This is a genomic window from Streptomyces spiroverticillatus, assembly GCA_014650415.1.
Classification (GTDB): Bacteria; Actinomycetota; Actinomycetes; order Streptomycetales; family Streptomycetaceae; genus Streptomyces; species Streptomyces spiroverticillatus.
The window spans coordinates 551,654-564,824 of record BMUX01000004.1; the positions used below are offsets into that span (position 1 = coordinate 551,654).

Genomic DNA, 13,171 nt, shown 5'->3' on the forward strand with positions numbered 1-13,171 from the left:
TCCGGTCTCCCCCATGGGCGTCCGGACCCTTCGGGAGGGGGCCGAACGGCACTCGTAACCGGCGGCGCCGCGGCATCGAACGGGTACCTGCTACACAGGGTGACCAATGGTCACTTTGCGTCGACAACAGGTCACCGTGCCATAACGGCGAACGAGGGCGCAACGCCCGACACGCCGGGCAACACGGCAAGGTAGTGGCAGGCTGCACCCGGGCAGGCCACACTCGACTAGCGGAAGCAGCGACGCACGTGACGTCGGCAGGCACCACCCGGGAGGTCCCCATGCCCGAACTGCGTGTCGTGGCCGTCAGCAACGACGGCACACGGCTGGTTTTGAAGGCTGCGGACAGCACGGAGTACACGCTTCCGATCGACGAGCGACTGCGTGCCGCCGTCCGCAACGACCGCGCCCGACTCGGCCAGATCGAGATCGAGGTGGAGAGTCACCTCCGCCCTCGCGACATCCAGGCGCGGATACGAGCAGGAGCCTCTGCCGAAGAGGTCGCCCAGATGGCCGGTATCCCGGTCGACCGGGTGCGCCGCTTCGAGGGGCCCGTGCTCGCCGAGCGCGCCTTCATGGCCGAGCGCGCCCGGAAGACGCCCGTGCGGCGTCCCGGCGAGAACGCCGGACCCCAGCTCGGCGAGGCGGTGCAGGAGCGGCTGCTGCTGCGCGGCGCCGACAAGGAGACGGTCCTGTGGGACTCCTGGCGCCGTGACGACGGCACCTGGGAGGTCCTGCTCGTCTACCGGGTCGCGGGCGAACCGCACTCGGCGAGCTGGACCTACGACCCGCCGCGCCGGCTGGTCGCGGCCGTGGACGACGAGGCGCGCTCGCTGATCGGCGAGAGCGACGATCTGCCCGCGGCTCCCGAGCCCAGCTTCCCGTTCGTGCCCCGGATCGCCCGGCTGCCGCGCGACCGGCCGCTGGACCGGGCCCTCGACCGTTCCCTGGAGCGGCCGTTGGACCGCGCCCTGGACCGGCAGTTGGAGCGGCCCGCGCCGCCGCCCGCCATGGAGGCGGACGACGGCCTCTCCGAGCGCGACTCGCTGACCAGCCTGCTGGAGGCCGTACCGAGCTTCCGGGGCGACATGGTGGTGCCGGAGCGTCAGGTTCCGCCGCCTCCGCCGGAGCCGCCGTCGGCGATCGACGCGGACGAGCCCGAATCCGTACCGGAGGAGCCGCCAGCGGCCGCCGGGGCGGGTGCGGCGTACGCGGACGTGCTGATGCCGCGTGCCGTGGCGGGACACCGCGACCGGCTGGTGGGCACGACGGACCGTCAGGCGGAGGCGGACGGTGTGCGTCCGGGCCGCAGGGCCGCGGTGCCGAGCTGGGACGAGATCGTCTTCGGCACGCGCAGGAAGAAGCAGGAGTAGACGGCGGGTACGTCGTCGTGAGGAGGGGTCCGTACGTTTCGTGTACGGGCCCCTCCTCGGCGTCTGCGCTACTGCGGGTCGGGGCCGGTGGCGACCGGCCGTGACGCGTCGGAGGACCACTCGGACCAGGACCCCGCGTACAGCGACGCCTCGACGCCCGCGAGCTCCAGGGCCAGCACCTGGTGCGCCCCGGAGACGCCGGAGCCGCAGTACACGCCGACGGCCGGTGCCTCGGTCGCGCCGAGCCCGGCGAACCGCTCCGCCAGCTCGGCGGCGGGCCGGAAGCGGCCGTCGGCGGCGGCGTTCTCGCTGGTCGGGGCGGAGACGGCGCCCGGGATGTGGCCGCCGATACGGTCGATGGGCTCGACGTCGCCCCGGTAGCGCTCGGCGGCGCGGGCGTCCAGGAGCAGGCCCTCGCGGGCGAGCGCGGCGGCGGCGTCCGCGTCGAGGAGGCCGATGCCGCCGGGCTTCGGCCGGAAATCACCCTCGGCGGGGGCCGGGACCTCGGTGCTCAGCCCGCCCGTCCAGGCGGCCAGCCCGCCGTCCAGGACCCGTACGTCCTGGTGCCCTGTCCAGCGCAGCAGCCACCAGGCGCGGGCGGCGGCCCAGCCGAGCCCGCCGTCGTACACGACGACCGGGGTGCCGGCCGAGACGCCCGCGCGGCGCATCACCGCGCCGAAGGCCTCCGGGTCCGGCAGGGGGTGGCGGCCGCCGGTGCCGGGCGGGCCTGCCAGTTCCGCGTCGAGGTCGACGAAGACCGCGCCGGGCAGGTGCCCGGCCTCGTACTCGGGGCGCAGGTTCGGGCCGCCGAGCTGCCAGCGGACGTCGAGGAGGACGGGCGGACGGGGTCCTGCCGACTCGCTCGCGAGGTCGGCTGCGGAGATGATGGCGTTCATGGGGGCCATCCTCGCGCAGCGCCGCGCCCGGCCGTCACTCCCTGCCCACGGTCCTCTCGTCACAAGCTCTCGTAACGAGGTGGAAACGAGACGCGCGGCGCGGCCGGGGCGCGCTCCGCGCCGGGTGGTGCAAGCATCTGCACGGGGCACGAATCCGTTCCGCAACACACGGGCGCGAATCCGTACCGCACAACGGCGTGCACGCCCCGATCCCGTACGGCCACCACGAATGGTCCGAGGAGAAGTGAATGACCGAGGCTGCCGCACGGCACACGCCCGGCACCCCCTGCTGGGTGAGTCTGATGGTGCACCAGCTGCCCACCTCCCAGGAGTTCTACGGAGCGCTCTTCGGCTGGGAGTTCCGGCCCGGCCCCCAGCAGCTCGGCCCGTACGTGCGGGCCCTGCTCGACGGACGGGAGGTGGCGGGCCTCGGCCAGCTGCCGCCCGAGAGGCATCTGCCCACCGCGTGGACGCCGTACCTGGCGACCGACGACGCGGGGGCGACCGCGCAGGTGATCAGCAGCAGCGGCGGCACCGTCGCGGTGGGGCCGCTGGACGCGGGCGACGCGGGGCGGATGGCGATCGCCTCCGACCCGGCGGGCGCGGTGTTCGGGCTCTGGCAGGCGGCGGACCACCTGGGCGCGGCGATCGCGGGCGCACCGGGGACGCCGGTCTGGAACGAGCTGGTGACCCGGGAGACGTCCAGCATCGTGAAGTTCTACCAGGCGGTGTTCGGGTACGACGCGGAGGCGGTCGTCTCGGCCGACTTCGACTTCACCACGCTGCTGCTGGACAAGAAGCCGGTGGCGTCGCTGCACGGCGTGGGCAACGCACTCCCCCGCGACCGGGGCGCGCACTGGATGACGTACTTCGAGGTCGAGGACGCTGACGAGGCGGCGTCGCTGGTGCGCGACCTGGGAGGGCATGTCCTCCAGCAGCCCCGGGAGACGGTGAACGGCCGGGCGGCGGTGGTCGCGGATCCGGAGGGGGCGGTGTTCACGGTCGTACGGTCGGGGAACTGATCCGGCGGCCCGGCGGCGGCGCGCGAGCCGCCGGGCCGCAGCACCCCCGGGCCGGCGAGGTGCACGACCCCTTTCCGGGGGCGACCGCACATGGTCGAATGAACCCGGCCACACCTTCGTGCGCCGCCGGGGTCCCTTGCGGATTTCCCCCAACCGGTGGGCGGCGTACGGTCTTCGCTCCCGCGAACGGGCCGGGGCGTCGAACAGCACCCGGACACAACCTTTTCTGGACACACACATCTACACTGTTGTAGAAATTGACCGGAAGCGCGAGTTCGACCAACTCCGTCGCGACCAGCCCGATGGCCGCGGAACCATCCACTGCCGCCGGGTCACACCTTGCAGGGGGCAGGGCAGACTTGGCCGAGAATGACATGTCCGTGTTCGGGGTTTCCGCCCTGGAAGAAGAGTTCTACCGGCATTTCCTGAGGAATCCGGGCACTCCGGCCGACGATGTGCATCTACTGCTGCACACGAGTGCGGACGAGGCACAGCGGTGTCTCGACCGGCTCAGGACACTGGAGTTGCTGCACCCGGCGCAGCCGGACGGTTCGGTCCTGCCGGTCGATCCCGAGATCGCGACGGCCCGGCTCACCGACATGCGGCTGCTCGAACCCCATCAGGAACTGCAACGCGTCACCCGCTCCCGGCACGTGGTGGACGGGCTGCGCGCGGAGCAGGTTTCGCAGCCGCGCACCTCCGCGGGCATCGAGCAGCTGGAGGGGCTGGCGGACATCCGCAACCGGATCGACGACCTGGCCTTCTTCGCCCGCAACGAGATCCTGGCGGTGGAGACGTATCCGAGGCTGTCGCCCGAGAACATCGCCCGGTCCCGGCCACTGGACCTGCGGTGTCTGCGACGCGGCGTTCGCATCCGCAACGTCGTCGTCAGGGTGGCCCTGGAGGATGCCGCGACCGCCGCCTACCTGCGAGAACTGGCCGCCCACGGGGCGGAGATCCGGGTGACGGGCGAGACCACGGAACGCATGCTCGTGTACGACCGCAGCACCGCGCTCGTGCCGCTGGATCCGCAGAACACCGCGCGGGGCGCCCTGCTGGCCCACAAGAGCGGGCTCGTCACCAACATCATCGCCCTCTTCGAGAAGATCTGGGACGCGGCGGAGGATCTCGCCCAGGCGACGGCGGCCATGAGCGGAGCACCGGCCTCCGGGCTCTCCGAGCGGGAGCGGCTCGTCCTGGTGTCCATGTGCACCGTCGGCAAGGACGAATCGGGAGCGCGGGAACTGGAGGTGTCCGTACGTACCTACCGGCGGTACGTCGCCGAGCTCCTGCAGACCCTCGGAGCGAGCAGCAGGGCGCAGGCGGCCCTGCTGGCGCGCGAACGCGGGTGGATCTGAGGGCGGGGGCCGGTCCGGCGGCGGGGACCGGTCGGGGTGGTCACCCCTGTTGGGCCCAGCCGCACAGGGCGGTGTCCGCGAACACCCCGGACACCGTGCGGTGCACGTCCGCCCGGTCCGCCGTGTCCCCCGGCACGATCCGCAGCCGCACGTGGTCGGTGCCGACCTCGGCGGTGCACGACCAGTGCGCGGGGAGCAGGCCCATCAGCCGGATCGCCGTGGTCGCGCCCGCCGGGGCGGTGCCGTCCCGGCGGACGGCCGCCACCTCCACGTACCGGGCGAGGTCGTTGTTCGTCGTCATGCCGCGTCCTTGGGGTCGCTCGGGGCGGCCGGGGCCGCGAGGCGGTGCAGTGCGGCGGCGGCCATCGCCGTGATGCCCGTGGGCAGGGCCGTCCGCACGTCGGGGGCGAAGTCGGGCGCGTGGTTGGCCGGGACCGTGGTGCCCGCGGCCCGGGCGGAGCGCCACTGCCGGGCACCCGTCACGCCGAGCAGCCAGTAGGCGAGCGGGACTTGACCGGCACCGAACCAGGGGAAGTCCTCCGTGGCGGTCAGCGGCGGGGCCAGGGTCACCCGGCTCCCGCCGAACAGTTCCTCGTGCACCCGGCGCAGGGCGGCCGTCGAGGGCGCGTCCGGGGTCAGGACGGGCGAGCGGGCGGTGACGAGGAACTCCGGTTCCGCCGGGCATCCGGAGGCCGCGCACTCGCCCCGTACGATCCGCTCCACCGCCGCGACGGCGCGGGCCAGGGCGGCGTCCGAGAAGGCCCGTACGGACAGGCTCAGTTCGGCCCGGTCCGGGATCACGTTGGCGCGCTCGCCGGCCCGCAGGGCGCCGACGGTGAGCACCACCTGCTCGGCGGGGGCGGTCTCGCGGGAGACCACGGACTGGAGCCGCACCACCGCGCCGGCAGCGGTCAGCACCGGGTCGACGGTCAGGTGCGGGGTGCCGCCGTGGCCGCCGCGCCCGTGGATGACCACGTCGACCGTGGCTCCGGCGGACATCAGCGGGCCGGGCCCCGGGGGGGCGACCGTGCCGGCGGGCAGCGGGGCGGTGTGCTGGGCGAGCACCAGGGCCGGCGTGCCGAAGCGCTCGTACAGCCCGTCGGCCAGCATCGCCCGCGCGCCCTCCAGGGTCTCCTCGGCGGGCTGGCCCACCACGACGACGGTGCCCCGCCAGGTGTCGCGGGTGCGGGCCAGCAGGGCGAGTGCGCCGGCGGCCGCGGCCAGGTGGAGGTCGTGGCCGCAGGCGTGCATCACGCCGGGCACGGTGCTGGCGTACGGCAGCCCGGTGGTCTCCTGGACGGGCAGCGCGTCCAGTTCGGCGCGCAGCATGACGGTCGGTCCTGCGCCGTTGCGCAGCACTCCCACGACGCCCTGGCCGCCGCCGACGCCCCGGGCGACGGTGGCGCCGTGGTGGGTGCCCGCGTACCGTTCGAGCCCTTCCAGGAAGGCCAGAGTGCGGCTGGTGCCGTAGCTGTTGGCCTGCCCGCTCCAGGTGATGTCGTTGAGTCCCGCGTAGCCGCGGACGAAGTGGGTGCCGGCGACGGGGGCCGTGGTGGTGGAGGCGGGATTGATCCAGGTGTCCGAACCGAGCGCGCCGCAGACGGGGTTGGCGAGCGCGGTCGTCGGCAGCGGGTAGGAACCCAGCGAGCGCCCCCGGTAGCCGTCCGGGTCGGCCTTGGGCGCGGGCCCGAGCACGATCCGCGCGGCCTCCTCGGTGTCCGGTCGCTCCTGCACGCAGGACGGGCACAGCGGTTCGGGGAGCAGCGGGAAGGTGGCGCTGGCCAGGGTCACGAGGTCGATCCGGGTGACCTGGGGCAGGTCGCGGTCGGCGTCGCTCGCGGTGGCCGGTGCCGGACGCCCGCCGGGGAGCATCGCCCGGCAGGCGGCCCAGACGGCGTCCACGGCGTAGGCGGTGAACACCGGCCAGGCGGTGGCGCCGTGCGGCTCGTGACCGAGTTCCAGTGCTTCGCGTTCCGAGCGGCTGCGCAGCCGCTGCCAGCGCATCGCCAGGCACTGGCCGCAGGCCAGGACCGCGTCGCCCGAGCCGCCCCACGGGCCGATCAGTACGGCCCGCGAGGTGAGCTGGACGGTGGCTTCGGGGCGGATCGCGGCGTACGGATCGGGGTGGCCGAAGCCGAGGCTGTCGGCTCCGCCGAGGGGTACGACGAGGGGCTCGGGCAGGTCCGCGGGGGCGCCCGATGCCCGGTGGCGGGCGGAGAGTTCGTACTGGAGCAGGGAACGGGCGGCCTCGAGGGGCGCGTCGGCCGGGGTGCCGGAGGCGGCCGGTGCTGTCCGGGTCGCCGGGTGGGTCGTCGTGGTCGTCATGACTTGTCGCTCCAGCGGAAGGTCTTGAGGGCGATCGCCCCGACGACGACGGCGACGGCCGCGAGCACGCCGCAGGCCAGAGCGATGTCCGCGCCGGAGCCGCTGCCGGTGAGGGCGGCGGACACCCCGTCGTTGAGGTAGTACAGCGGCAGCGCGTGGGCCAGCGACTGCGTCCAGCCCGGCATGGCGTCCAGCGGGAAGAAGGAGCCGGAGAGGAACGCCATCGGGATCATCAGGCAGTTGGCGACGGCGGCGACGGCCTCGGCCGTCTTGGCGTACGTACCGACGATGACGCCGACGGCGAGGAAGGCGGTGATGCCCAGGGCGAGCACGGGAAGCGCCAGCGCCCAACTGCCGGACAGGCTCAGCCCGAACCACGGCAGTACGGCGACCGCGACGAACAGCACGGCCTGGACGAGGCCGATGGCGAGGGCGAGCAGGTAGCGCGAGCCCAGCACGGACGACAGCCGGACGGGCGTCATCCGGATGAGCCGCAGGATGTCGTCGCGGCGCCACTGCATCAGGACGAATCCGACGCCGAAGACGGCGGCGTTGGCGATGCCCCAGGACAGGACGCCGGGGGCGATGTAGTTGATGTACGGCTTCCCGCTCTGCTCGACTTCCTTGCCGGAGAAGATCAGCCCGAAGACGACCAGGAAGAGCAGGGGAAAGGCGAAGGTGAAGAACAGGGTGGTCTTGTCGCGGGCGTAGGCCCGGTAGCCGGCCGTGCTCAGTGCGGCGTATGCGCTCATGGTGGGGTGGTTCTCCGTATCCGTTGCGGTCGGGTGCCTTGGCGGGGCTCGGCTACGACTGGGCCGTGGCGGCGGTGAGTTCGAGGTAGACGTCTTCGAGGCTGGCGGTCCTGGTGCGGACGCCCTTCAGACCGGTGATGCTGTCCACCGCGGCCAGGACGGGGCCCGAGTCGAGGGTGTCCAGCACGATCGTGTCGGCCTCCTGGGTGGCGCCCAGCACACCGGGGATGGCCTGGGCCGCGGCCAGCGTGAGCCGTCCTTCGGGCACCAGCAACTGGGTGGTGGGGCTGCCGCCCGCGACCAGCTTGGCGGGGGTGTCCAGGGCACGGATCCGGCCGTTCATCACGATGGCGACCCGGTCGCAGAGCGCTTCGGCCTCGTCGAGGTGGTGGGTGGTGTAGACGATGGTGCGGCCCGCGCCCTTGAGGTCGCGCAGCACCTGCCACAGGGCCCGGCGGGCCTGCGGGTCGAGGGCGGCGGTCGGCTCGTCGAGGAAGATCAGCTCGGGGTCGTGGACGAGGGCGGCGGCGATGGCCAGGCGCTGGCGCTGGCCGCCGGAGAGGTCCTCGACGCGGACGCCGCCCTGTTCGGTCAGACCGACGGAGGCCAGTGCGCGGTCGGCGGCCTCCCGGTCGGCGTCGTAGAGGGCGGCGACGGTCCGCAGGTGCTCGTGTGCGGTGAGGCGGACGAAGAAGGCCGAGGCCTGGGTCTGGAGGCCGATGCGGGGCAGCAGCTTCACGTTGCGCGGCCAGGGGCTCTGGCCGAGGACGGAGACGGTGCCGGAGTCGGCCCGGCGCTGGCCCTCCATGATCTCGACGAGGGTGGTCTTGCCCGCGCCGTTGGGGCCGAGCAGTCCGAAGAACTCGCCGCGCGGCACGGTCAGCGAGATGCCGTCGACGGCCTGGGTGGATCCGTACCGCTTGTGCACGGAGTCCAGGACGATCGCCGCGCCTTCCTGGGCGGCGGGAGCGGTGGGGCGCATGGGGGTCTCCTTGTTCACGCGGCTCACGCCGACGTCAGCAGATGTTGGATCACCGCGGCGACGGCCGCGGCGAGGACGGCCAGGACGAGCAGCGAGCCCAGCCCGTAGGCGGTGTAGACGGTGCGGGCGCGGCGCGGGTAGGCGGCCGCGGCCGGGTCGCGCCGGAGGGCGAGCCGCAGGTAGGCACGGCTGGAGGTGGCCAGTTCGGTGGCTCCCGCCCACTGGCTGACGATCTTGTAGCCGTCGAGCGGGGGCAGCGGGACCAGCATGGTGAGCGCCTGCACGCTGCCGAGGAACAGCAGTCCGGCCAGGGCGTCGTGGGTGGGGCGGTCGAGGGGTGCGAAGAGCCACAGGGCGAAGAAGGGCAGCAGGAACAGCAGGTTCATCACGGCGCCCGCGACGGCGGTGGCGATGCGGTGCCAACGGGTGCGCAGATAGAGGTAGTTGTCGACCGTGCAGTACATGATCAGTACGGGCAGCCGCCAGCGGAGGCCTATTTCGGCGACCGCGGCCGCGCCGCCGGCCGAGATTCCGGCGATGCCGAGGGCGAGTGCCAGCACCACGGCGGCGCCTCTGCGTCCTGCGGGCTTCCTCGACTGCGTGAATCCGTTCATCGTTCCCCCTGGAACTCCGCTGTGGCCTGCTCCGCCGGGACGATGGCGTCCCGGCGAGAACGACGATGCCAGCGGAGAGGGAGGCAGAACGGGCGGAGCGTTGTCAGGATCCTGAAGCGGGCCTTCAGCTTTGTGCCAACACCCGCAGGGTCCGACGGGGGTGGAGGGGGGCGGTGTTCACCATCGTACGGTCGAGAAGTCGGCGTAACGGCCGCCCTGTTGGAGCAGGTCGTCGTGGCTGCCCTGTTCGACGATGCCGCCGTTGTCCAGGAAGACGACGTGGTCGGCGCGGCGGACCGTATGCATCCGGTGCGCGACCATCACCACGGTCCGGCCCGCCATCAGGCGCTCGATGCCCTCCTGCACGGCCGTTTCGTTGACCGGGTCCAGCGCGGAGGTCACCTCGTCGAGCAGGACGACCGGCGCGTCCTTGAGCAGGGCGCGGGCGATGGAGACGCGTTGGCGTTCGCCGCCGGAGAGACGGGCGCCGCCCTCGCCGACGTGGGCCGCCCAGCCGCCGGGAAGGCGTTCTACGACCTCGTCCAGGCGGGCCGCCGCGGCGGCGTCCCGTACCTCCGCGTCGGTGGCGTCGGGACGGCCGAGGCGCACGTTCTCCTCGATGGTGCCGTCGAAGAGGTGGACGTGCTGGAAGACGATGGCGAACTGTGCCATCAGCACGTCCGGGTCGATCCTGCGTACGTCGACGCCGCCCACCCGGACCGCCCCCGCGTCGACGTCGTGGAAGCGGGCGAGGAGTTGCAGCAGTGTGGACTTGCCCGCACCGGAGGGGCCGACGACGGCGAGCCGCTGCCCTGCGGGCACGGTCAGGGAGACCCGGTCCAGGACGATGCGGTCCGCGCCGTGCCGGAAACTCGCCGCGTCCAGCTCCAGGTCGTGACCCTGCGGCGGGACGGGGTCGGCGGGGACGGGCAGCGGTTCGGTGCGCAGGACGGTGTCGAGTTTGGTCAGTACGGTGCGGGCGGCCCGGAGTTGGCCGCCCGCGTCGGTGAGGGACAGCAGGGGGTCGGCGCAGCGGGTGGCGAGCACCAGGATCGTGAGGACCTCGGCGACCCCGACGCTGCCCGCGAGTGCGAGGTAGGCGCCGAGGGCCAGCAGCCCGGTGAAGACCGCCTGCACGGTCAGGCCGAGGCCGACAACCCCGGGCAGGGCGGCCAGGGTGGAGCGGCGGGTGGAGCGCTGGACCTCCTGGAGCGCGTCGTCGAGCAGGTCGAAGCGTTCGGCGGTCCGGCCGCCCGCCCGCAGGACGGGCTGGGCCCTGAGGTATTCGACGACCCGGTCCGTGGCCTCCACGTCGCGGCGTTCGCGTTCCTCGTCGGTGGCGGCCGACGCACGCGATGTCCAGACCTGCACGGCGGCGACGAGGGGTGCGGCGGCCAGTGCGGCGAGCCCCATCTGCCAGTTGAAGGCGAGCATCACGGCGACCACGGTCAGCGGGGTCACGCTCGCCGAGACGAACGGCCACAGCAGGTGCGCGATCACCGACATCGCCTGAAGGACGCCCCGGCCTGCCAGCACGGACACCTCGCCGACGCGTCCGGCGGCGTACCAGCCGATCGGCAGCCGGGCCAGGTGGTCGCCGAGGCGGTGGTAGAGGCCGCTGAGCAGGGTGGTGCCGACGCGGAATCCGGCCAGGTCGCTGACGTACCGCAGGACGGCGTAGCAGGCGACGGCCGCGCCGAAGGCGAGCAGCCAGGGCCGGGCGTCGGCGGGGGTGGGGCCGAGGAGTTCGCGCAGGACGGGGACGAGGAGGGCGTAGGACAGGCCCTCGGCGACGGCGGTCACCGTCATCAGGGCGAGGGTGCGGCGCACGGGCGGGGCGTAGTCGTCGCCCAGCACGCTGAGCAGGGTGCGGATCATCGGGGCTCGTCTCCTCGCGGTGCGCGGGTGGTGCCGGCCGAGCGGTGGTCCCGCCAGAAGGCGGCGAACTGCCCTTCGGCGGCCAGGAGTTGGGCCGGGCTGCCGCTCTCGACGATCCTTCCGCCGTCGAGCATGACGACGGTGTCGGCGTCGGCGACGGTCTCCAGGCGGTGGGCGATGACCAGGACGGTGCGGTCGGCACCCAGGGTCGACAGGGCGTGGCGCACGGCCTGTTCGGTCTGCGGGTCGGCGAACGCGGTGGCCTCGTCGAGCACCAGGACCGGTGCGTCGGCGAGCAGGGCGCGGGCGAGGGCGATCCGCTGCGCCTCGCCGCCGGAGAGATGCGCGTCCTCGCCGATCACCGTGTCGTAGCCGCGCGGGAGTTGGCGGATGCGCTCGTGGATGTGGGCGAGCTTCGCGGCGCGTACGACGTCGGCGCGGTCGGCGTGCGGGACGGCGAGGGCGATGTTGTCGGCGAGGGAGGCACGCAGCAGACGTACGTCCTGGAAGACGAAGGAGACCGTGCGGTACAGGTCGCGGGCGGCGATCTCGCGCAGGTCGACGCCGCCGACGCGGACCGAGCCGTGCGTGGGGTCGAAGAAGCGCGGCAGGAGCTGGACGAGGGTGGACTTGCCGCTGCCGGAGGGGCCGACGAGGGCGGTGACGGTGCCGGGTTCGAGGGTCAGGTCGATGCCGCGGAGCACTTCGTGGGCGCCGTCGCCGCTCTCATGCTCGTCCCCGTTCTCATGCTCGTCCCCGCTCTCATGCTCGTCCCCGCTCTCGTACTCGTACTCGTACGAGAAGCGGACGTCGCGCAGTTCCACCCGGTGGCCCCGGGGTGCGAGGGGACGCTGCGGCTCGGGCAGCGGTTCGGTGCCGAGAACGTCGCGGATGCGGCCGACGGCGCGCCGGGCGGTCCGCAGGTCGTCGAAGCCGTGGCCGAGGGCCGCGAGCGGTGCGGTCAGACCGAGGCCGAGCAGCAGGAAGGGCACCAGGTCGGCCGGTGCCAGGCTGCCGCCGGTGATCAGGACGGCCCCGCCGGTGAGGACGGTCAGCAGTACGAAGGGCGGCGAGAGCGCGAACTGCATGGCGGCGGCGGGCCGGGACACACCCCGCACCCAGCGCACGAAGGTGGCCACGAAGTCGTCCGCCGCGCTGCGGAACGCGGCATGGGCGCGCCCCTCCCCGCTGAAGGTCTTGACCACGGAGATGCCTTCGACGAACTCGACGACAGTGTGGGAGATCCTGGCCGTTCCCGCGTCGAAGTCGGCCTGCTCACGGGTGCGGGCCGGGGTCATCATCAGCGGTACGAAGGCGAGGGCGAGCACGATCGGGATCAGCGTGACGAGCGTGAGCCGCCAGTCGACCGCGAAGAGGTAGACCAGCGAGGCCAGCGGCACCAGGAACGCGGAGACCAGCTCGCCGGGCGTGTGGGCGATGAACGGGTGCACGGCCCCGACGTCCTCCCCCACCACCTTCGCCAGTTCGCCGGTCCTGCGCCGGGAGAACCAGCCGATCGGCACCCGGCCGAGCTGCGCGGCGAGCTGCCTGCGGAAGGCCAACTGCACGCTCCCGTCCAGGACATGGCCGATTCCCGAGGACGCGCCCGTGCACACCAGGCGGACGAACAGGCCCGCCGCGCCCAGGAGTACGAAGTTCTGGACGTGGCCGGAGTCGGGCGGCCCCGGCGCCAGGAGCGTGCGCGCCAGCTCGACGACAGCGAGGAGCGGGGCGAGGCCCGCGAGGGCGCCGAGCACCTGGAGGGCCACGAGGGCGGCGAACCGGCCCGCGTACGGGCGGAGGAGCGAGGTCAGCGCCGGTTTCGCCACGCGTTCCGGGAGCGGAGCCCTCGGCGCTCCTAACGCGGCTTCGGGCGGCTTGGGTTCGGCGGAGGCGACGGCAGCCATCGGGCTCCCCTTCCAGGGGTCTCGTGGGTCACGCGGGTCACGTGGGTGTGAGCGCGAGGAGGTC

At 73.3% G+C, this 13,171-nt stretch carries 10 protein-coding genes and 1 pseudogene; 3 read left to right on the plus strand and 8 right to left on the minus strand.

The features are described 5' to 3' along the window. Positions 1-281 precede the first annotated feature (281 nt). Positions 282-1,373 (plus strand): septation protein SepH, encoded by a 1,092-nt coding sequence (gene sepH / locus IE269_RS13820; RefSeq protein ID WP_189823175.1) that lies wholly within the window; start codon positions 282-284, stop codon positions 1,371-1,373. 68 nt (positions 1,374-1,441) lie between these two features. On the opposite strand, the gene IE269_RS13825 is transcribed toward sepH, so the two are convergent. Continuing rightward, entirely contained in the window at positions 1,442-2,269 is an 828-nt protein-coding gene (locus tag IE269_RS13825; protein ID WP_189823176.1) for a sulfurtransferase, read from the minus strand. 248 nt (positions 2,270-2,517) lie between these two features. On the opposite strand from IE269_RS13825, the gene IE269_RS13830 reads away from it, so the two are divergent. Continuing rightward, a complete protein-coding gene (locus IE269_RS13830; protein ID WP_189823177.1) occupies positions 2,518-3,291 on the plus strand; it encodes a VOC family protein in 774 nt (257 codons plus the stop codon). 374 nt (positions 3,292-3,665) lie between these two features. Further along, a complete protein-coding gene (locus IE269_RS13835; protein WP_438817553.1) occupies positions 3,666-4,649 on the plus strand; it encodes a helix-turn-helix transcriptional regulator in 984 nt (327 codons plus the stop codon). Between the two features lie 40 nt (positions 4,650-4,689). Here IE269_RS13835 and IE269_RS13840 read toward each other — a convergent pair whose 3' ends face one another. From IE269_RS13840 to IE269_RS13870, 7 genes and pseudogenes are all read right to left on the minus strand, one after another. Beyond that, on the minus strand, positions 4,690-4,950 hold the full coding sequence (locus IE269_RS13840; protein ID WP_189823179.1) for a hypothetical protein: 261 nt from the start codon (positions 4,948-4,950) through the stop codon (positions 4,690-4,692). Beyond that, positions 4,947-6,974 (minus strand): TOMM precursor leader peptide-binding protein, encoded by a 2,028-nt coding sequence (locus IE269_RS13845; protein ID WP_189823180.1) that lies wholly within the window; start codon positions 6,972-6,974, stop codon positions 4,947-4,949. Before IE269_RS13845 ends, IE269_RS13840 begins: the two co-directional genes overlap by 4 nt. Next, positions 6,971-7,726: an ABC transporter permease gene (locus IE269_RS13850; RefSeq protein ID WP_189823181.1), complete on the minus strand. Its 756-nt coding sequence runs from the start codon at positions 7,724-7,726 to the stop codon at positions 6,971-6,973. Before IE269_RS13850 ends, IE269_RS13845 begins: the two co-directional genes overlap by 4 nt. A 52-nt stretch (positions 7,727-7,778) precedes the next feature. Next, positions 7,779-8,708 (minus strand): ABC transporter ATP-binding protein, encoded by a 930-nt coding sequence (locus IE269_RS13855; protein ID WP_189823182.1) that lies wholly within the window; start codon positions 8,706-8,708, stop codon positions 7,779-7,781. Positions 8,709-8,731: 23 nt separating this feature from the next. Then, positions 8,732-9,259 (minus strand): annotated as a pseudogene (locus IE269_RS13860) (peptidase M50); the annotation flags it as partial. 240 nt (positions 9,260-9,499) lie between these two features. Further along, a complete protein-coding gene (locus IE269_RS13865; RefSeq protein WP_189823183.1) occupies positions 9,500-11,200 on the minus strand; it encodes an ABC transporter ATP-binding protein in 1,701 nt (566 codons plus the stop codon). Beyond that, positions 11,197-13,107, minus strand: coding sequence for an ABC transporter ATP-binding protein (locus tag IE269_RS13870; protein WP_189823184.1), 1,911 nt, complete (start codon positions 13,105-13,107; stop codon positions 11,197-11,199). Before IE269_RS13870 ends, IE269_RS13865 begins: the two co-directional genes overlap by 4 nt. Positions 13,108-13,171: the final 64 nt, after the last annotated feature.